Genomic DNA, 20,574 nt, shown 5'->3' on the forward strand with positions numbered 1-20,574 from the left:
GGATAGAGGATATTTGTGTACGACGCCAGAGACTGTGGGAGCGAGCGTGCTCGCGATAGCGGTGGCCCATTCGGCATTGATGTTGGCTGACAGATCGCTATCGCGAGCAGGCTCGCTCCCACAGGTCATAGCCGTTGGGAATAGACGCTATTCGAAAGTGGTCTGTCCCCAAGTGGCATTCTGTCCTCGGTTCTGCGTCCTAGTCTTACGAGCCAGCCTGTTCGGGATTGGATTTCCTGAACGCCGTGGGGTCCCGGCTTTATTCAGGAAAGAGGAATCGGCTATGAATAGGTTTCTACGCGTGATGTTGCTGCTGAAGGTGTTGGTGATGTTGTCTCTGGGGTCCAGTGCTGTCTGGGCCGAGTGCGTCGATCACGGACAGCATGCTTCGAGCGGGCAAGGGGGGGCAGGGGGCAATGATGTTTGCTGCGACCGAACCCCAACCGGGGGATCAGGACGATGACGACTCGACGATAGACCAGCCCGACACCGACGATGGGGATGAGGACGACGAAGGCGACAGCCAGACGTAATTTCCCGGGTCAGTAGAAAACTGTGGCGAGGGAGCAAGCTCCCTCGCCACAACTGTTTTTCTGCCTTGAGTGCTTTGCAGCTTTTCAGCCTTACGCCGCGCCGTCGAGGAACTGCTCGGCGTAGTGACACGCTACCAACCGATTATCCAGAGGACGCAAGGCCGGTTCATCGGTCTTGCAACGCTCGGTGGCATACGGACAACGCTTGTGGAAGGCGCAGCCGGACGGTGGGTTAAGCGGGTTGGGTAATTCCCCGACGATCTTGATCTTCGGCTTGTTCGGGTCCGGGTGGATGGTCGGGGTGGCCGACAGCAGCGCCTGAGTGTACGGGTGCAGTGGGCGGCTGTAGATGGACTCGTTAGGGCCCATTTCCACCGGACGACCGAGGTACATCACCATCACGTCGTCCGCTACGTGCTGCACCACCGCCAGGTTGTGGGAGATGAACACGTAGGCGGTGTTGAATTCCTGCTGCAAATCCATGAACAGGTTCAGCACCTGGGCCTGGATCGACACGTCCAGCGCCGAGGTCGGTTCGTCCGCCACCAGCACCTTGGGTTGCAGCATCATGGCGCGGGCCAGGGCGATGCGCTGGCGCTGGCCGCCGGAGAACATGTGCGGGTAGCGCTGATAATGCTCGGGACGCAGGCCCACCTGCTTCATCATCGCCTGGACTTTTTCCCGCCGCTCGGTGGCCGACAGGCTGGTGTTGATCAGCAGCGGTTCGGCCAATTGATCGCCGATCTTCTGCCGCGGGTTGAGGGACGCGTAAGGGCTCTGGAACACCATCTGCACGTCTTTGCGCAACTGCTTGCGCTCGGCCTTGTTGGCGCCGGCGACTTCCTGCCCGGCGATTTTCAACGAGCCGGAGGACGGTTCTTCGATCAGGGTCAGGGCCCGGGCGAGGGTGGATTTGCCGCAACCGGATTCGCCCACCACGGCCAGGGTCTTGCCGGCCTCGAGCTCGAACGACACGCCGTTGAGGGCGCGCACGGTGGCGTGGCCCTTGAACATGCCACGGGACACTTCGTAATGACGGGTCAGGTCACGGGCGGTAAGTACGACGGCCATCACGCCACCTCCTGGTTCAGCGGGTAGAAGCAGCGGGCGAGGCTGTTGGTTTTCGGGTCAAGGGCTGGGCGTTGTTGACGGCAGTTGTCCTGCACGTAGGGGCAGCGTGGCGACAACAGGCAGCCTTGCGGACGGTCGTAGCGGCCAGGAACGATGCCCGGCAGCGTCGCCAGGCGCTCGGCGCCCATGCTGTGTTCCGGAATCGCCGCCAGCAACGCTTCGCTGTACGGGTGGGCCGGAATGTCGAACAACTGCGGCACCTTGCCCACTTCCACGGCTTGACCGGCGTACATCACGCAGACGCGCTGGGCGGTTTCCGCGACGACGGCGAGGTCGTGGGTAATCAACACCAGGCCCATGTTCTGTTCTTTCTGCAGGGCCAGCAGCAGGTCCATGATCTGCGCCTGGATGGTCACGTCCAGGGCGGTGGTCGGTTCGTCGGCGATCAACAGCTTCGGCTCGCCGGCAATGGCCATGGCAATCGCCACGCGCTGGCTCATGCCGCCGGACAGTTGATGAGGGTAAGCCTCCATGCGGCTCGCGGCGCCCGGGATCTCGACTTTTTCCAGCAGTTCGATGGCGCGCTTGCGGGCGGCCTTGCCGGACATCTTCAGGTGCAGGCGCAGCACTTCTTCGATCTGGAAGCCCACGGTGTAGCTGGGGTTGAGCGCGGTCATCGGGTCCTGGAACACCATCGCCAGGTCCTTGCCGACGATCTGCCGGCGCTGACGGGCGCTCAGCTTGAGCATGTTCTTGCCGTCGAAGTTCAGCGCATCGGCGGTGACGATGCCGGGGTGCTCGATCAGGCCCATCAGCGCCATCATGGTCACGGATTTACCCGAGCCCGATTCGCCAACGATGGCCAGTACTTCGCCTTTTTCCACGCTCAGGTCTAGGCCATCGACCACGGGTACGGCGTTGGCGTCGCCGAAGCGGACGTTGAGATTCTTGATTTCTAGCAGTGACATGGGAATCTCCTCAGGCGGCATTCTTGAGTTTCGGGTCCAGCGCATCGCGCAGGCCGTCGCCCATCAGGTTGATTGCCAGCACGCTGAGCAAAATGGTCAAACCGGGCAGGCTCACGACCCACCAGGCGCGTTCGATGTAGTCCCGGGCCGAGGCCAGCATGGTGCCCCACTCCGGCGTCGGCGGCTGCACGCCCAGGCCGAGGAAGCCCAGGGCGGCGGCGTCGAGGATGGCCGAGGAAAAGCTCAGGGTCGCCTGGACGATCAGCGGTGCCATGCAATTGGGCAGCACGGTGATGAACATCAGGCGCGGCAGGCCGGCACCGGCCAGACGGGCGGCGGTCACGTAGTCGCGGTTCAGTTCGCCCATGACGGCGGCGCGGGTCAGGCGTACGTAGGACGGCAGCGACACGATGGCGATGGCGATCACGGTGTTGATCAGGCCTGGGCCGAGGATGGCGACGATGGCCACGGCCAGCAGCAGCGAAGGCAGGGCCAGCATGATGTCCATCAGGCGCATGATGGTCGGGCCGAGGATGCGCGGGAAGAACCCGGCGAACAGGCCCAGCAGGATGCCCGGGATCAGCGACATCACCACCGACGACAAGCCGATCAGCAGCGACAGGCGCGAACCCTGGATCAGCCGGGACAGCAGGTCGCGGCCCAGTTCGTCGGTGCCCAGCAGGAACTGGATCTGCCCGCCTTCGAGCCAGGCCGGCGGCGTCAGCAGGAAGTCGCGGTACTGCTCGCTCGGATCGTGGGGGGCGACCCACGGGGCGAAGATCGCGCAGAACACCACCAGGATCATGAACATCAGCCCGGCCACGGCGCCCTTGTTACGGGAAAACGCCTGCCAGAATTCTTTGTACGGGGACGGGTACAGCAGGCTTTGATCGACTGCTACCGAAGGAGTTGGAGTACTCATGGATTTGATCTCAGCGCTGGTGACGGATGCGTGGGTTGGCAAAGCCGTAGAGGATGTCCACGACGAAGTTGACCAGAATCACCAGGCAGGCGATTAACAGGATGCCGTTCTGCACCACGGGGTAGTCCCGGGCGCCGATGGCTTCGATCAGCCACTTGCCGATGCCCGGCCAGGAGAAGATCGTTTCGGTCAGGACCGCACCGGCCAGCAGTGTGCCGACCTGCAGGCCGACCACGGTCAATACCGGGATCAGCGCGTTGCGCAGGCCGTGGACGAACACCACGCGCGTTGGCGACAGGCCCTTGGCCCGGGCGGTGCGGATGTAGTCTTCGCGCAGCACTTCCAGCATCGAAGAGCGGGTCATGCGGGCGATCACCGCCAGCGGAATGGTGCCCAGCACAATGGCCGGCAGGATCAAGTGGTGCAGCGCGTCGAGGAACGCGCCCGGCTCATCGGCGAGCAAGGTGTCGATCAGCATGAAGCCGGTTTTCGGCTCGATGTCGTAGAGCAGGTCGATGCGTCCCGATACCGGGGTCCAGCCCAGGGACACCGAGAAGAACATGATCAGGATCAGGCCCCACCAGAAGATCGGCATCGAATACCCCGCCAGGGAGACGCCCATCACCCCATGGTCGAACAGGGACCCTCGCTTGAGTGCCGCGATCACCCCGGCCAGCAGGCCCAGGATACCGGCGAACAACAGGGCGGCCATGGACAGTTCCAGGGTCGCGGGAAACAGTGAGCTGAACTCGGTCCAGACGCTTTCGCGGGTGCGCAACGATTCGCCGAGATCACCGTGGGCCAGTTTGCCGATGTAGTCCAGGTACTGGGCGTACAGCGGTTTATTGAGGCCAAGGCGTTCCATTGCCTGAGCATGCATTTCGGGATCGACCCGACGTTCGCCCATCATCACTTCCACGGGGTCGCCGGGAATCATGCGAATCAACGCGAAGGTCAGCAAGGTGATGCCGAAGAACGTGGGGATCAACAATCCCAGTCGGCGGGCAATAAAACTAAACATCTTCAGGTGTACCTCATCAGCCGGTTAGGCATGTCCGGCACCCCTTCGATCAGGGGATACCGGACGCTTTCTTATCTACTTCACCTGGGTGGTGGCGAAGTTGTTGGTGGTGAGCGGGCTAATGGAGTAGCCCTCTACGTTCTTGCGCATTGCCGTGAACATCCGGGTGTGGGCCATGCTGATCCACGGTTGGTCCTGGTTGAAAATCACCTGGGCCTGTTCATAGAGCTTGATGCGCTCCTCGGGGTTCACTGTGGCGCGGGCCTGGTCGATCAGCGCCTGGAATTTCTCGTTGCACCAGCGGGCGTAGTTTTCGCCGTTCTTGGCCGCCTCGCAACTGAGCATAGGCGTCAGGAAGTTATCCGGGTCGCCGTTGTCGCCCGCCCATCCGGCGGAGACCATGTCGTGCTCGCCGTTTTTCGCGCGCTTGAGCATTTCGCCCCATTCCATGACGCGGATGTCGACCTTGATCCCGACTTTCGCCAGGTCAGCCTGCATCATCTGCGCGCCGAGCATCGGGTTGGGGTTGGTCGGGCCGCCGCCGTTGCGGGTGAACAGGGTGAACACGGTGCCTTCCGGCACGCCGGCTTCCTTGAGCAGTTGGCGCGCCTTGTCCAGGTCCCGGGGTGGATTCTTCAGCTCGTGATTGAAGCCCAGCAGCGTTGGCGGGTAAGGGTTGACCGCCACGGTAGCGTTGCCCTTGCCGAACAGTGCGTTGACGTAGGCTTCCTTATCGAAGGCGATGTCGATGGCTTTGCGCACCCGCACATCGCTCATGTATTTGTGCTGGGTGTTCATGGCGACGTAGGACACGGTCATGGCGTCCAGTTCATCGACCTTCAGGTTGGCGTCTTTCTTGATGCTCGGGATGTCGTCGGGCTTGGGGTACAGCGCGACCTGGCACTCGTTGGCCTTGAGCTTCTGCAGGCGCACGTTGTTGTCGGTGGCGATGGCCAGCACCAGTGCATCGGCCGGCGGCTTGCCGCGGAAGTAGTCCGGGTTGGCCTTGAAGCGAACCTGGGCGTCCTTGTTGTAGCGCTGGAAGATGAACGGCCCGGTGCCGACCGGCTTGCTGTTGAGGTCGCCGGCCTTGTTGGCCTTGAGCAACTGGTCGGCGTATTCGGCCGGGTAGATCGAGGAGAAGGCCATGGCGATGTCGGCCAGGAACGGCGCTTCGCGGCGGGTCAGGGTGAACTTGACCGTGTGCTCGTCGACTTTCTCGACGCTTTTCAGCAGCTCTTTGAAGCCCATGCTTTCAAAGTAGGGGAAGCCCACGCTCGACAGTTTGTGCCATGGGTGATTCGGGTCCAGCTGGCGCTGGAAGCTCCAGACCACATCGTCGGCGTTCATGTCGCGGGTCGGCTTGAAGTATTCGGTGGTGTGGAACTTGACGCCTTTGCGCAGATGGAACGTGTACGTCAGGCCATCGTCACTGATGTCCCAGGATTCGGCCAGGGCCGGAATCACCTCGGTGGTGCCGGGCTTGAAATCGGCCAGGCGATTGAAAATGGTTTCCGCCACGGCGTCGGCAGTGACTGCAGTCGTGTACTGGACCATGTCGAAGCCTTCCGGACTGGCTTCTGTGCAAACCACGAGTGGCTTGGCCGTGGCGCCAACGGCGACACTCAGCAACGCAGCGGCGATGGCTGCGCGTAGGGGGATCATGTTCATCGTCATATCCTCTGCAATCGGTTGAACGGCAAAAAACCGAACGGTCGACCTTGTGGGTCGACCGTCGGTGGAAGGTTAGAGAATGTTGAACGGAACGGTGGTGACCAAGCGGAACTCGTTGATGCTGCCGTCGGCCTGGTTACGGCTGGAACGGTGTTCGGTGTAGGTGGCACGAATGGCCGTGGCCTTCAGGGGGCCACTCTGCACCGCATAGGACGCGCCGACGCCGGTTTCATAGTGGTTCTCGTCATCCATGCCGCGTACGTCATAGGCGGTACCGGTGTAGTGGGTGCCGTCGATGCCCCAGCCGCGCGCACGGTAGACGTTGAATTTCAGACCTGGCACGCCGTATTCGGCCATGTTGATGCCATAGGCGATCTGGAAGGATTTTTCGTTCGGGCCGTTGAAATCCGACAGCAGGGAGTTGGCCAAGTAGATGCCGTTGGTTTCGTGCAGGTAGTCGAAGTATTCGTTACCGTTCACCGCCTGGTAGGAGAACGTCAGGGTATGGGCCTGGTGGGTCAGGCCCAGCGACAGCGAGTAGGTATCGTTGTCGATTTCCCCCATCTCCTTTTTGCCTTCGTCCACGGTCTTGTAGTAGTTCAGGCCGGTGGTCAATGCCAGCACCGATGCGTCGCCCAGCTCGTGGGTGGCACCGAAGTAGTACTGGTTCCAGAAGTCTTCGACCTTGGAGGCGTACAGGCTGGTCTTCAAGCTCTTGAGTGGCTGGTAGTTCAGGCCGACGACGCTGACCTTGTCGGTTTCTGCGCCGTTGTTGGTGTACTCGGAGCGGAATTTCGACAGGCTCTGTTCGGTACGTGGCGAGACGCGGTCAAACACGCCGGCATCGAACGACAGGTTGCTGAACTCTTCGCTGTGCAGGCTTACACCTTCGAAACTCGAAGGCAGCGGACGGTTGCCGATTACGTCGACGATCGGGGTGCTGAAGTTCTGGCGACCCGCGGTCAGGGTGGTGTTGGAAATCCGGGCTTTTACGTTGGCCAGGCCCAGCTTGCTCCACTGGTCCACGGCATCGCCGTTGTTCTCGGCCAGGGTGCGGTTACCACCGTTGGCAATGTCCTTGCGACTGCGATCCAGGACTACCGCGTTATAGGCCGCGACTTCGGTGCTGAAACCCACGGTGCCTTGAGTGAAGCCCGAGGTGTAGTTGAGGATGGTGCCCTGGACCCAGTTGATACGACGATCGGTGGGGCGTGTCTCACCGTGCTTCTGATAGCTGAAGTTTCCGCGTTTCAACAATTCATTGGCATACCAGTTGCGCGTAGTGCCCGACAGGCTTTGGCCGTCGATAAAGCCCTTGGCTTCGGATTGGGCACTGGTACTCGCCAGTTCGGTCGGCACGAATGCCTGGCTTTGCTGCTCAGCGTACGCCGTAGCGGTAACGCTGCTGATGGCCAGGGCCAGTAACGCGGTGCTGCTCAATTTCATGGGTAACGCTCCTTTTTCTTTCTTTATTAACGCCGGTCTTTTTTGGTGATACGGCTATCGATTTTGCTGCTGACCAGGGATCGCAAACGTTTGCAGTTGGCCTGATCGGCGAATGACGGCAAGACCTCTGCGTAAGGGCCCCAAGGGGCCCTCGCTGTAGGACTGATCGGTTATGGGTTCAGGCTGACGCCCGAGAACACGTTGCGGCCGAAGGGGCTGACTTTGAATCCTTCGACTTTGGCACTCAGCGGCTGGTTGACCGTCGAGTGGGCAACAGGGGTGATCGGCACTTGTTGCTTGAGCAACTGTTGGGCCTGTTTGTAGAGCACGGTGCGCTGGTCGCGGTCGGTGACGACCTTGGCCTGCTTGATCAGCTTGTCGTAATCCTGGTCGCACCACATGGAGTAGTTGTTGCCGCCGATGGCGTCGCAGCTGTACAGCGTGCCCAACCAGTTGTCCGGGTCACCGTTGTCGCCGGTCCAGCCGATCAGGCTGATATCGTGCTCACCGTTCTTGGTGCGCTTGATGTACTCGCCCCATTCGTAGCTGACGATCTTCACCTTCAGGCCGATCTTCGCCCAGTCGGCCTGGAGCATTTCGGCCATCAGCTTGGCGTTGGGGTTGTACGGGCGCTGCACGGGCATGGCCCAGAGGGTGATTTCGGTGCCTTCCTTGACCCCGGCGGCCTTGAGCAGCTCCTTGGCTTTTTCCGGGTCGTAGGCGGCGTCCTTGATCGTGTCGTCGTAGGACCACTGGGTCGGTGGCATGGCGTTGACCGCCAGTTGCCCGGCGCCCTGGTACACCGCATTGAGGATGCCCTGCTTGTTCACCGCCATGTCCAGCGCACGACGCACTTCGACCTGGTCGAACGGCTTGTGGCGGGTGTTATAAGCGATGTAGCCGAGGTTGAAACCGGGTTTCTCGATCAACTGCAGCTTGGGGTCGTTCTTCAACGCCGGCACATCGGCCGGACGCGGATGCAGGGTAATCTGGCATTCGTTAGCCTTGAGCTTCTGCACCCGTACCGAGGCGTCGGTGTTGATCGAGAAGATCAGGTTCTTCAGCTTGACCCGCTCCGGCGCCCAGTAATGGGTGTTGGCGACGTAGCGGATGTTGGAGTCTTTCTGGTAACTCTTGAACTCGAACGGGCCAGTACCGATGGGTTTCTGGTTGATGTCGCTCGGCTTGCCGCTCTTGAGCAACTGCTCGGCGTACTCGGCCGACAGGATCGCAGCGAAGCTCATGGCGATGTTCTGGATGAACGCGGCATCGACGCTGTTGAGGGTCATGACCACGGTCAGTGGGCCGGTCTTCTCCACCTTGGCGATGTTCTTGTTCAGGCTCATGCCGTTGAAGTACGGGAATTCGGTGGGGTAGGCCTTGCGGAAGGGATGCTGCGGGTCAAGCATGCGGTTGAAGGTGAACAGTACGTCATCGGCGTTGAAATCACGGGTCGGCGTGAAGTAGTCGGTGCTATGGAATTTCACCCCTTCGCGCAAATGGAACGTGTATTTCAGGCCGTCTTCGGAAATGTCCCAGCTTGTCGCCAGGCCTGGGACAACGTTGGTCGCGCCCTTTTCAAACTCGGCCAGGCGGTTGTACAGCGGCTCGGCGGCATCGTTATCGGTGGCGGTGGTGTATTGCGCCGTGTCGAAGCCGGCGGGGCTGCCTTCGGAGCAGAACACCAGGCTACCGCCGGCGGCGGCTTGGGCCGCGGATGTTGCGGCCAACAGGCCGGTACTCAGCAATGCAGAAAAAATCAGGGTATGGCGCATGACGCTCCCTCTCTCGTTCGGGGTGTTAAACAGTGAACCGGCGTCCATCCGGGGACAGGTCCGGGGCACTGAGTTCATTCCATTGCATGCAGCGATGTTGCAGGTGAGAAAAGCCGTAGAGCCTCGATCCACTGTCGGGTATGCAGAGGCTTCGGGATGTAGGCAATTTCCGGGGGCTCGGCAGGTAAGGCAATGGCGCGTTTAAAAGCGCTGTTGCAGTCATGCCAGTCAGTCAAGAAAAACCAAGCTGCATGCCGCTCTTGTGGCGAGGGGATTTAGCGAAACGTCGCACCGCCCCACTTGGCTGCGAAGCGGCCCCAATGGCTGGCACCTTTATATGCCTGACACAGCGGGGTCGGCTCTTTAGGGCCGCTTCGCGCCCCAACGGGGATAAATCCCCTCGCCACAAGAGTTCTATGCAGCTAGTTGTTTAACTGGCCCGCACCTCAGTTGCTGACGCTGACACCGTAGAAGGAGTTCAAGCCGAATGGGCTGATCTTGAAGTCCTGCACGTTGGTGCGCATGGGTTGGAACACCGTCGAGTGAGCGATAGGTGTCATCGGCACGGCATCCTTGAGGATGTGTTGCGCCTGTTTGTACAGCTCGGTGCGCTTGGACTGGTCCGAAGTGCGCTTGGCCTGCTTGACGATGTCGTCGAACTTCTTGTCGCACCACTTGGAGAAGTTGTTGCCCTGCAGCGAGTCGCAACCGAACAGCACGTTGAGCCAGTTGTCCGGGTCACCGTTGTCGCCGCTCCAGCCGATCAGCATCGCGCCGTTCTCACCGCCCTTGGAGCGCTTGATGTACTCGCCCCACTCGTAAGTGACGATCTTGGCCTTGATGCCGATCTTGGCCCAGTCGGACTGCAGCATTTCAGCCATCAGCTTGGCGTTGGGGTTGTACGGACGCTGGACCGGCATCGCCCACAGGTTGATTTCGGTGCCTTCCTTGACGCCCGCTTCCTTGAGCAGTTGCTTGGCTTTCTCAGGGTTGTACCCAGCATCCTTGATGGTGGTGTCGTAGGACCACTGGGTCGGTGGCATGGCGTTGACCGCCAGTTGGCCGGCACCCTGGTACACCGAGTCGATGATCTGCTGCTTGTTGACGGCCATGTCCAGCGCCTGGCGCACTTTCAACTGGGCCATCGGGTTGGGCTGGTCGCTGCCCTTGATCTTGTCCATCACGTTGTAGGCGATGTAGCCCAGGTTGAAGCCCGGCTGGTCCGGCATCTTCAGGTTCTTGTCTTCACGGATGGCCTGCAGGTCGGCAGGGCGCGGGAAGAGGGTGACCTGGCATTCGTTCTTCTTCAGCTTCTGGATACGCACCGACGGGTCGGTGGTGATGGCGAAGATCAGGTTGTCGATCTTCACGTCTTCCGGAAGCCAGTATTCCTTGTTGCCGGTGAAGCGGATGTTCGAGTCTTTCTGGTAGCTCTTGAACACGAACGGGCCGGTGCCGATCGGCTTCTGGTTGATGTCGGAAGGCTTGCCTTCCTTGAGCAACTGGGCGGCGTATTCGGCGGACTGGATGGACGCGAAGTGCATCGCCATGTTCTGGATGAACGCGGCATCGACGGCGTTGAGGGTGAACTTGACGGTCTTGTCGTCGAGCTTCTCGACCTTGGCAATGTTGGTGTCCATGCCCATGTCGGTGAAGTACGGGAATTCGGTCGGGTACGCCTTACGGAACGGATCGTCCTTGTTGATCATGCGGTTGAACGTGAACAGCACGTCGTCGGCGTTGAAGGTACGGGTCGGCTTGAAGTACGGGGTCGTATGGAACTTGACGCCTTCGCGCAGATGGAAGGTGTAGGTGAGGCCGTCTTCGGAAATGTCCCACTTGGTCGCCAGGCCCGGGATCACGGCGGTGCCGCCGCGTTCGAACTGGGTCAGACGGTTGAAGATGGTCTCGGCTGAGGCGTCGAAGTCGGTTCCGGTGGTGTATTGACCCGGGTCGAAACCGGCCGGGCTGCCCTCGGAGCAGAACACCAGGTTAGTCGCCGCTTGGGCGAACGGGGCGCTGGCTAATAGGCTTGCGCCGACTAAAAACGGAATGACCGCGTGTTTAAGCATGTTGGCCTCATGATTTGTTGTCATTTTTGGATTTGAGGGCGACCTCGTGAGTCGTCCTGCGGATACTTATGCAGGCCCCATACCCAATGCAAGATCCAGAGCGGTTCCATATCTGAAACAGTGGCACGAACGTACCTTAATGTCGCATCTGTGTAAGTTCTGACGCGGTTGATCGTTTGCGCCGGCTTTTTTGGTGCAAACAGTGCCTTGAATCGGTGCGTCACGGGTAGGTGGCGCACCGGTTCGGGGCGGGTTCTACTGCTGCAAACCCACGCCGTAGAAGGGCGTAAGGCCGAACGGGCTGAGTTTGAAATCCACGACCTTTTTGTTTATCGGTTGGAACACCGTGGAGTTGGCAATCGGCGTGATGGGCACCTGCGCCTTGAGAATCTTTTGCGCCTGCCGGTACAGGTCGATCCGTTGTTGACGGTCGGTCGAGACCTTGGCTTGCTGGATCAGCTTGTCGTAGGCCGGGTCGCACCACTTGGCGTAGTTGCTGCCCTTGACCGCCGCGCAGCTGTAGAGCACGCCAAGCCAGTTGTCCGGGTCGCCGTTGTCGCCGGTCCAGCCATAGATCATGGCGTCGTGCTCGCCATTCTTGGCGCGCTTGATGTACTCACCCCACTCATAGCTGACGATGTTGGCCTTGATGCCGATTTTCGCCCAATCCTGCTGGATCATCTGCGCCGACATCCGCGCGTTGGGATTGGAAGCCCGTTGCACCGTCATCGCCCATAAATTGATGGTGGTACCTGGCGCCACCCCGGCTTCCTTGAGTAGCGCCTTGGCCTTGGTCACGTCGTGGGGCGCGTCCTTGATGGCCGGGTCGAACGACCACTGGGCCGGCGGCAGGGCGTTCTGGGCCAGTTGCCCGGCACTCTGGTAAACCGCCTTGATGATCGCCGGTTTATCGATGGCCATGTCCAGCGCCTGGCGGACCTTGAGCTGGTCCAGGGGCGGGTGCGTCACGTTGTAGGCAAGGAAACCCAGGTTGAATCCCGGTTGCTTGAGCACTTGCAGGTTCGGGTCCTGTTCCATCACTTCGATGTCGGCCGGACGCGGGTAGCCGCTGACCTGGCATTCGTTGCGCTTGAGCTTTTGCAGGCGCACGGCGGCGTCGGGGGTGATGGAGAAGATCAGGTTGTCGACCCTCACGTCCTCGGGTTTCCAGTAGGCCGTGTTGGCGGCGTAGCGGATCTGCGAGTCCTTCTGGTAGCGCTTGAACACGAACGGGCCGGTGCCGACGGGTTTCTGGTTGAGGTCGCCGGCCTTGCCTTCCTTCAACAACTGCGCGGCGTATTCGGCAGACTGCACGGAGGCGAAGCTCATTGCCAGGTTCTGCACGAACGCGGCGTCGACGTTGTTCAAGTTGAAGCGCACGGTGTGCTCGTCGACTTTCTCGACGCTCTTGATCGTGGTGTTCAGGCCCATGTCGGTGAAGTAGGGCGACTCGGTCGGGTAGGCCTGGCGGAACGGGTGCTGCGGATCGAGCAGGCGCTGGAAGGTGAACACCACGTCGTCGGCGTTGAAGTCGCGGGTGGGGGTGAAGTAGTCGGTGGTGTGGAATTTCACGCCGTCGCGCAGGTGGAAGGTGTAGACCAGGCCATCGGCGGAGACATCCCAACGCGTCGCCAACCCCGGCTCGACTTCGGTACCACCGCGCTTGAACTGGGTGAGACGGTTGAAGACGGTTTCGGCCGAGGCGTCGAAGTCGGTGCCGCTGGTGTATTGGCTGGGATCGAACCCGGCGGGGCTGGCTTCGGAGCAATAGACCAGGGTGGTGGCGGCCTGGGCCAGGGGGGCGCAGCCGATCAGGGCGAGGGTGAGCAGCAATGGTTGGAAAGTGGTTCTGTCCATGAAATCCCTTGGGGCGTGGTGACGGTTTTCATGGAGAGTAGCTGTGTAGTGGGGATGGTTGGAAATATCCAAAAGTGAGGGGGACCCCTGGCTTTGGGCATAGCCGCAGGTTGGATGCTGTCCTGTGGCGAGGGAGCAAGCTCCCTCGCCACGGTGTTGCGGTAGGGCTGGAGGCAGCGCGAATCATTCAGGTGCATCGGAAGGATCTTCTGGACCGAAGGGAAACATCCCACGGCTTTTTAGGGTTGTCCCTCGGAAGTGGGCTCTCTAACCTTTGAACGTCGCTGCCATTCAGCGACCGGGTGTGGAAACCTGAACCTTTTAGTAGTGGCATAACTGAACCTCGTGTTGCCGACGTCCTGTTTCGTCTGCAAACTGCGTCCTGGCAGCTGTGCGTGGGCAGGCTTCGGTCTGGCCGGGTCCTACTAACCGGTATTTCCACCCCGCGTACCGCTGCCACCTTATTGTCGTGTGGAAACGACATAGGGATGGCTCCAATCTTCAAGTAGGAGCATTGAATATGGACAAGTTGATTCCCGATCCGCCGTTCAACAGAACCAACCCTCTTTCCAGTTTCGACACCGTCGAAGAACTCCTCAAAGACCGCGCCGCTGCCGAGCGGGTACTCGATCATTACCTCAACCCAAAGTCTCCAGAGCCCAGCACCGACCCGCGCATCGACAGCCTCTTTTCAGTCACCGCCAAAGCAGACGCCGACACGCTATTGACCAGCACCTGCGAAACCCTGGCCTCGGTCAAAGCCATGGCCGAGGATCTGGCCTTCGAGGTGGACGGCACGCGTCGCAGCGTGGCCTTGGGGATTCATCAGTTGGTGGAGTTGTGTCAGTTACTGGTGGACAAGGCGCTGGATCAGCTTGAGGCGCCGGCCCGTTCCGAGGGGGCGCCCACCTGATAAAAGGCGGACACTGACCTGTGGCGAGGGGATTTATCCCCGCTGGGCTGCGAAGCAGACCCAATCCTGACACCTCGGTGTGTCAGAATGATTGAGGTCGCTGCCTTTAGGGCTGCTGTGCAGCCCAGCGGGGATAAATCCCCTCGCCACAAAGGCATGTCACTGGGCTGGATATTTCTGTCAGCCCACTCTCACTGCATCAACACCTCAATCGCCCCATCCGCCGTCATGCTCACCTTGCTGGTGCCCGCTTCCACTTCAGGTGTGACGGACTCGGCATCCATGGCCCCGGCCTTCATCATCATCGGTGCGCGCAGGTAGGGCTGCGGATAACCGTTGGTGTTGAGGTTCAGGTTGACGATTTTGTAGCCCTTGCCACCCAGGGCTTCGGTGGCCAGTTGGGCGCGGGCCTTGAAGGCGTTGACGGCGTCCTTGAGCAGGGCGTCTTCGCTGGTCTGGCGGGTGGCGGTGGAGATGGCGAAGTCCATGCCGCCCATTTTCATGTCGGTCAGCAGTTCGCCGGTGAGTTTGGACAGGGCGGCGAAGTCGGCGCTTTCCAGGCGCAGTTCGGCACGTTCGCGCCAGCCGGTGATTTTCTGGCCCTTGCCGTCGTAGATCGGATAGCTGTTGCGGCTGCCCTGGCGCAGGGTGATGTCCTTGACTTGCTTGGCCTGGCCGATGGCTTTGTTCAGGGTAGTGCTGACGGCGGCGGCGAGTTTGGCCGGGTCGGTGTTTTGCTCTTCGGTGTAGAGCGTGACGATCATCAGGTCACGGGCCACTTCCTGGCTGGCTTCGGCGCGCAGGGAAATCTGGTTGTAGTGCAGTTCATCGGCGGCCAGTGCCGGCAGGCTGGCGACGGTGCCGAGGCTGAGGGCGAGGAGGGCGGCGGGGCGACTGAACATGTGCATGAAAGCTCCTTGGAAAAAGAGCAGCTTCAAGCGGCAAGCTTCAAGCTGCAAGTAAAAGAGTGTAAGTCTAGCCTCTGGCTTGCAGCTTGCAGCTTGCAGCTTGCAGCTTCCAGCTTGCAGCTTGCAGCTTGCAGCTGCTCCTGTGGCGCTTTGCCGCATAGCTGCCGCTGCCGCCCGCGCCTTGGTTATACTCCGTGCGATTCGCCTGGAGCGCTCATCAGGAGAGCTCATGCTCGCCCCTTTGCAAATGACTTCCGCCTCACGCCAGAACCTCTGGCGGCTGACGTTCATCCGTATTCTGGTCCTCGCGGCCCAGGCCGGGTCCGTGGGGCTCGCCTATTGGTTCCAACTGTTGCCGCTGCCCTGGCTGCAACTGGCGATTACCCTGGTGTGTGCCTCGGTGCTGTGTGCGCTGACGGCCATCCGCCTGCGCGCCTCGTGGCCGGTGACGGAGCTGGAGTACGCGGTGCAACTGGCCTGCGACCTGTTTATCCACAGTGCCTTGCTGTATTTCTCCGGCGGTTCGACCAACCCGTTCGTGTCCTATTACCTGGTGCCGCTGACCATCGCCGCGGTGACGCTGCCGTGGCGTTATTCGCTGATCCTGTCCGGCATCGCCCTGGCGCTGTACACCTTGTTGTTGGCGCGGTTCTATCCCCTGGAAACCTTCCCCATCGCCCGGGAGAACCTGCAGATCTACGGCATGTGGCTGAGTTTCGCCCTGGCCGCGGCGGTCATCACGTTTTTCGCCGCGCGCATGGCCGAGGAGCTTCGTCGCCAGGAAGAACTCCGGGCCATCCGTCGTGAAGAAGGCCTGCGGGACGAACAACTGCTGGCCGTGGCGACCCAGGCCGCCGGCGCCGCTCATGAGCTGGGCACACCGCTGGCGACCATGAGCGTGCTGCTCAAGGAGATGCAACAGGATCATCCCGACCCGCTGTTGCAGGAAGACCTCAGCGTGTTGCAGGATCAGGTCAAGCTCTGCAAGGAGACCCTGCAATACCTGGTGCGTGCCGCCGAGGCCAACCGCCGGCTGGCGATCGACATGCAGGACGTCACCGACTGGCTCGACGAGGCCCTCAATCGCTGGCACCTGATGCGCCCGGAAGCCAGTTACCGCTTCCAGTGCCTGGGCTATGGCCCGGTGCCGCGCATGGCGCCGCCACCGGACTTGACCCAGGCGCTGCTGAATCTGTTGAACAACGCCGCCGATGCCTGCCCCGAAGGCCTGGAGGTGGCGCTGGACTGGAATGCCTACGAATTGACCATCAGCATTCGCGACCACGGCGCCGGTGTGCCGCTGGCCATCGCCGAGCAGATCGGCAAGCCGTTCTACACCACCAAGGGCAAAGGCCTGGGCCTGGGCCTGTTTTTGAGCAAGGCGAGCGTGACACGCGCTGGCGGCTCGGTGAAACTCTACCCCCATGAGAGCGGCGGCACGCTCACCGAGCTGCGCCTGCCCCATGCCGACCGAGGAGACGAACATGAGTGACGAGATCCAAGTCGACGGCGAAGAACTGCCGCACCTGTTGCTGGTGGACGATGACGCCACGTTTACCCGCGTCATGGCCCGGGCGATGTCCCGTCGCGGCTTTCGCGTGAGCACCGCCGGTTCCGCCGAGGAGGGCCTGACCATCGCCCAGGCCGACCTGCCGGACTACGCCGCCCTGGACCTGAAGATGGACGGCGACTCGGGCCTGGTGCTGCTGCCCAAGCTGCTGGAGCTGGACCCGGAGATGCGCGTGGTGATCCTCACCGGTTATTCGAGCATCGCCACGGCGGTCGAGGCCATCAAGCGCGGCGCCTGCAATTACCTGTGCAAACCGGCCGATGCCGATGACGTGTTGGCCGCGCTGCTGTCCGAGCACGCCGACCTCGACACCCTGGTGCCGGAGAACCCGATGTCGGTGGATCGCCTGCAATGGGAGCACATCCAGCGGGTGCTGACCGAACACGAAGGCAACATTTCCGCCACTGCCCGCGCCCTGGGCATGCACCGGCGCACCTTGCAGCGCAAATTGCAGAAGCGCCCCGTGCGTCGCTGAACCTGCGCTGAACGGATGTTGTCCACCCCCTCGCGACACATCGGGCCGTTGCTCTATGATCGGCCCGACTCTTTCTCTTTATTGAGCTTTAACGATGAATCAGAACGCTGAATATTCCGCGGTCAACGATGCGGTGCGCGGGCAGTTTTTCCGCCGTGTCTGGCACATGACCACGCCGTACTGGCGAAGTGAGGAGAAGGGCAAGGCCTGGACATTGTTGATCGCGGTTATCGCGCTGTCGCTGTTCAGCGTGGCGATTTCGGTGTGGATCAACAGCTGGTACAAGGATTTCTACAACGCCCTGCAAGAGAAGAACAGCGCGGCATTCTGGCAGTTGATCCTGTACTTCTGCGGCATCGCCGCGGTGGCGATCCTCGGGGCGGTGTATCGCTTGTACCTCACGCAGATGCTCACCATTCGCTGGCGGGCCTGGTTGACCGAGCAGCATTTTGCCCGTTGGCTCGACCACAAGAATTACTACCAGCTGGAGCAGGGTGGTTACACCGACAACCCGGACCAGCGGATTTCCGAAGACCTCAACAGCTTCACCAGCAATACCCTGGGCCTGGGGCTGGGCTTGCTGCGCAACGTGGTCAGCCTGGTGTCATTCTCGGTCATCCTGTGGGGTGTGTCGGGGAGCATCGAGGTGTTCGGCTACACCATTCCCGGCTACATGTTCTGGTGCGCGCTGGTGTACGCGGCGGTGGGCAGTTGGCTGACGCATTTGATCGGCCGGCGCCTGATCGGCCTGAACAACAACCAGCAGCGCTTCGAAGCCGACCTGCGTTTTTCCATGGTGCGGGTGCGCGAGAACGCCGAAAGCATTGCGCTGTACAACGGCGAGCCCAACGAAAACCGTCGCCTGAGCGGGCGTTTCGGCCTGGTCTGGCATAACTTCTGGGACATCATGCGGGTGTCCAAGCGCCTGACGTTCTTCACCTCCGGCTATGGCCAGATCGCGATCATCTTCCCGTTCATGGTGGCGGCGCCGCGCTACTTCGCCGGCAAGATCCAGCTGGGTGAACTCATGCAGATCAACTCGGCGTTCGGCAATGTGCAGGAGAGTTTCAGCTGGTTCATCAGCGCCTATACCGACCTCGCCGCGTGGCGCGCCACCTGTGATCGTCTGCTGAGTTTCCGCCAGGCCATGAGCGACAACGAAGCGCGCGTGCCGGCCATCGATGTGCAAAGCCAGGGCAACCAACTGGAGGTGCACCACCTGGGGTTGGACCTGAATGACGGGCGTCATCTGCTCGACGACGCCGACATGACCGTTGGTGCTGGGGAGCGGGTGATGCTCAGTGGCCGTTCCGGCAGTGGTAAATCCACGCTGTTCCGGGCGATGGGGCACCTATGGCCCACCGGGCATGGTCGCATTGTATTGCCGGCGGCGCGTTATCTGTTCCTGCCGCAGAAACCCTATCTGCCGATTGGCAGCCTGCGCGAAGTGCTGAGTTATCCACAGCCCGGCGACGTCTACCCCAACGAACGTTATGCACAGGTGCTGGAAACCTGCCGCCTGCCGCACCTGATCGCGCGGCTGGATGAAAGCAACCACTGGCAACGCATGCTCTCGCCCGGCGAGCAGCAACGCCTGGCCTTTGCCCGCGCGCTGCTCTACGCGCCGCTGTGGTTGTACATGGACGAAGCGACGTCGGCGATGGATGAGGAAGACGAAGCGACGCTGTACCAGGCGCTCATCGACCAGTTGCCGGGATTGAGTATCGTCAGCGTCGGCCACCGAAGCAGTTTGAAACGATTCCATCCACGACATGTACGTATCGAAAATGGCCAACTGCTGGAGCGCACCGTAACGGTGTGACCACCACAAACCTGTGGGAGCGAGCTTGCTCGCGATAGCGCCAGGTCAGTTGATATTGCTGCGGCTGATCCGCCGCCATCGCGAGCAGGCTCGCTCCCACAAGGGTTTGTGGTGAACCGGATGGTTTGTGTCTACAACCGATCCAATGTGGGAGCGAGCCTGCTCGCGAAGGGGGTCGCTCGGTTCGCTGCATAGACTCAAACGATGGCATCGCGCATCCCACGGTGATCATACAACCACGTTACGCTATGATAATGCGCATTCAATCGCTTGCCGAGAAAGAGCCCCATGGAAAACCCGATCGACGTACCACGCTTTCCCCGTAAGCGCCGCAGCCTGGCGCAGGAGTTGGTGACGGTGCTGACCGAGCAGATCCGTGACGGCCTGCTCAAGCGTGGCGACAAGTTGCCCACCGAGTCGGCGATCATGGAGGCCCATGGCGTCAGCCGCACCGTGGTCCGCGAAGCGATTTCCCGCTTGCAGGCGGCCGGCCAGGTGGAAACCCGCCACGGCATCGGCACCTTCGTGCTGGACACCCCCAGCCCGAGTGGTTTTCGGATCGACCCGGCCACGGTGGTCACCTTGCGCGATGTGCTGGCGATCCTGGAATTGCGCATCAGCCTGGAAGTGGAATCCGCCGGGCTCGCAGCCCAGCGTCGCAGCGACGAGCAGTTGGCCGCGATGCGCGCCGCCCTCGATGCGCTGAACGAGAGCGCGGCCCATGCTACCGACGCGGTGGCCTCGGACTTCGCTTTCCACCTGGAAATCGCCCTGTCCACCGGCAACCGCTATTTCACCGACATCATGACCCACCTGGGCACCAGCATCATCCCGCGCACCCGGGTGAACTCGGCCCGCCTGGCCCATGACGACCAGCAACACTACATGGACCGCCTGAGTCGCGAGCACGAGGAAATCTACGAAGCCATTGCCCGCCAGGACTCCGATGCCGCCCGTGCCGCCATGCGCCTGCACCTGACCAACAGCCGCGAGCGGTTGCGCCAGGCCCATGAAGAAGCGCAAGCGCAGGGCTAAATCCCCTCGCCACAGGATGGTCTACCTCCATACCTATGTGCCTGCACGCGGCCCAAGCCGAAGAACCCTACTCAACCTTCAAGCGCACCGGCGCCGAAAGCATGTCGTCGCCATAATTATCGGACTCGCTGAAATACCGATAACGCAGTTCGACCACCTGGCCGCGATATTTTTCCAGCCTGGCCTTGGGCACGGTCAGTTCCAGTACGGTGAGTTTCTGCGCGTTGCCCTCGTCGTCATAGCTGGCCAGGGACTTTCGATCGGCCCATTCAACGGGTTCCGAGCCGAGTACCGGGGCGACTTCCCACTCGTATTCGATTTTATCCAGGTCCGGGATCCTGAATTTCAATCCGGCCTCCAGGTCCGCCAAATGAATGGTGACCACATCCGTGTTGGGATCTGTGTCTGAGAATTGGACGAGAACGGGCTTTTTATAGGTGCTCATGACGTCACTCCTTGAGGGATCGACCGTGCGGTCAGGCTGTTTTTAGGACATCGCCTGACGAGGCGAA

The 20,574-nt window shown here is 61.1% G+C and carries 16 protein-coding genes and 1 pseudogene; 6 read left to right on the forward strand and 11 right to left on the reverse strand.

What is annotated here, in order from left to right; genetic code table 11:
* The first annotated feature begins 283 nt into the window (after positions 1-283).
* Positions 284-533 (forward strand): annotated as a pseudogene (locus N005_RS03545) (hypothetical protein).
* A gap of 90 nt (positions 534-623) precedes the next feature.
* Here the strand turns inward: N005_RS03545 and N005_RS03550 are convergent.
* The 9 genes from N005_RS03550 to N005_RS03590 form a co-directional block, all read right to left on the reverse strand.
* The gene (locus N005_RS03550; RefSeq protein WP_047699461.1) at positions 624-1,604 is read right to left on the reverse strand and encodes a peptide ABC transporter ATP-binding protein; all 981 of its coding nucleotides are present in this window, start codon (positions 1,602-1,604) and stop codon (positions 624-626) included.
* Positions 1,604-2,572 carry an ABC transporter ATP-binding protein gene (locus N005_RS03555; protein ID WP_047699463.1) on the reverse strand — a complete coding sequence of 323 codons (969 nt, stop codon included), beginning with the start codon at positions 2,570-2,572 and terminating at the stop codon, positions 1,604-1,606. Before N005_RS03555 ends, N005_RS03550 begins: the two co-directional genes overlap by 1 nt.
* A 10-nt stretch (positions 2,573-2,582) precedes the next feature.
* Positions 2,583-3,494, reverse strand: coding sequence for an ABC transporter permease subunit (locus N005_RS03560; protein WP_041020610.1), 912 nt, complete (start codon positions 3,492-3,494; stop codon positions 2,583-2,585).
* A gap of 10 nt (positions 3,495-3,504) precedes the next feature.
* Complete coding sequence (locus N005_RS03565; protein WP_047699469.1) at positions 3,505-4,515, reverse strand: ABC transporter permease subunit; 1,011 nt, start codon at positions 4,513-4,515, stop codon at positions 3,505-3,507.
* 75 nt (positions 4,516-4,590) lie between these two features.
* Positions 4,591-6,186, reverse strand: coding sequence for an ABC transporter substrate-binding protein (locus N005_RS03570; protein WP_047699471.1), 1,596 nt, complete (start codon positions 6,184-6,186; stop codon positions 4,591-4,593).
* 75 nt (positions 6,187-6,261) lie between these two features.
* Positions 6,262-7,635 carry an OprD family porin gene (locus tag N005_RS03575; RefSeq protein WP_047699473.1) on the reverse strand — a complete coding sequence of 458 codons (1,374 nt, stop codon included), beginning with the start codon at positions 7,633-7,635 and terminating at the stop codon, positions 6,262-6,264.
* 170 nt (positions 7,636-7,805) lie between these two features.
* A complete protein-coding gene (locus N005_RS03580) occupies positions 7,806-9,410 on the reverse strand; it encodes an ABC transporter substrate-binding protein (protein ID WP_047699475.1) in 1,605 nt (534 codons plus the stop codon).
* Positions 9,411-9,856: 446 nt separating this feature from the next.
* On the reverse strand, positions 9,857-11,482 hold the full coding sequence (locus N005_RS03585) for an ABC transporter substrate-binding protein (RefSeq protein WP_047699477.1): 1,626 nt from the start codon (positions 11,480-11,482) through the stop codon (positions 9,857-9,859).
* A 255-nt stretch (positions 11,483-11,737) separates the two neighbouring features.
* The gene (locus N005_RS03590) at positions 11,738-13,339 is read right to left on the reverse strand and encodes an ABC transporter substrate-binding protein (protein WP_047699479.1); all 1,602 of its coding nucleotides are present in this window, start codon (positions 13,337-13,339) and stop codon (positions 11,738-11,740) included.
* A gap of 520 nt (positions 13,340-13,859) precedes the next feature.
* Between N005_RS03590 and N005_RS03595 the strand changes: the two genes are divergently transcribed.
* Complete coding sequence (locus tag N005_RS03595; protein ID WP_047699481.1) at positions 13,860-14,252, forward strand: DUF6124 family protein; 393 nt, start codon at positions 13,860-13,862, stop codon at positions 14,250-14,252.
* 191 nt (positions 14,253-14,443) lie between these two features.
* Here the strand turns inward: N005_RS03595 and N005_RS03600 are convergent, their stop codons facing one another.
* Positions 14,444-15,160, reverse strand: coding sequence for an SIMPL domain-containing protein (locus tag N005_RS03600; protein WP_047699482.1), 717 nt, complete (start codon positions 15,158-15,160; stop codon positions 14,444-14,446).
* A 229-nt stretch (positions 15,161-15,389) separates the two neighbouring features.
* Between N005_RS03600 and N005_RS03605 the strand changes: the two genes are divergently transcribed.
* The 4 genes from N005_RS03605 to N005_RS03620 all read left to right on the forward strand — a co-directional run bounded on the left by N005_RS03605 (position 15,390) and on the right by N005_RS03620 (position 20,062).
* The gene (locus tag N005_RS03605; RefSeq protein WP_047699484.1) at positions 15,390-16,652 is read left to right on the forward strand and encodes an ATP-binding protein; all 1,263 of its coding nucleotides are present in this window, start codon (positions 15,390-15,392) and stop codon (positions 16,650-16,652) included.
* Positions 16,645-17,205, forward strand: coding sequence for a response regulator transcription factor (locus tag N005_RS03610; RefSeq protein ID WP_003177957.1), 561 nt, complete (start codon positions 16,645-16,647; stop codon positions 17,203-17,205). The genes N005_RS03605 and N005_RS03610 overlap by 8 nt, the downstream gene beginning before the upstream one ends.
* 94 nt (positions 17,206-17,299) lie before the next feature.
* The gene (locus N005_RS03615; RefSeq protein WP_047699486.1) at positions 17,300-19,027 is read left to right on the forward strand and encodes an ABC transporter ATP-binding protein/permease; all 1,728 of its coding nucleotides are present in this window, start codon (positions 17,300-17,302) and stop codon (positions 19,025-19,027) included.
* Positions 19,028-19,315: 288 nt separating this feature from the next.
* Complete coding sequence (locus N005_RS03620) at positions 19,316-20,062, forward strand: FadR/GntR family transcriptional regulator (protein ID WP_047699487.1); 747 nt, start codon at positions 19,316-19,318, stop codon at positions 20,060-20,062.
* A 67-nt stretch (positions 20,063-20,129) separates the two neighbouring features.
* Here the strand turns inward: N005_RS03620 and N005_RS03625 are convergent, their stop codons facing one another.
* Positions 20,130-20,507: a hypothetical protein gene (locus N005_RS03625; RefSeq protein ID WP_047699488.1), complete on the reverse strand. Its 378-nt coding sequence runs from the start codon at positions 20,505-20,507 to the stop codon at positions 20,130-20,132.
* Between the last annotated feature and the right edge of the window lie 67 nt (positions 20,508-20,574).

This window comes from Pseudomonas mediterranea CFBP 5447 (assembly GCF_000774145.1).
GTDB classification, from domain to species: domain Bacteria; phylum Pseudomonadota; class Gammaproteobacteria; order Pseudomonadales; family Pseudomonadaceae; genus Aquipseudomonas; species Aquipseudomonas mediterranea.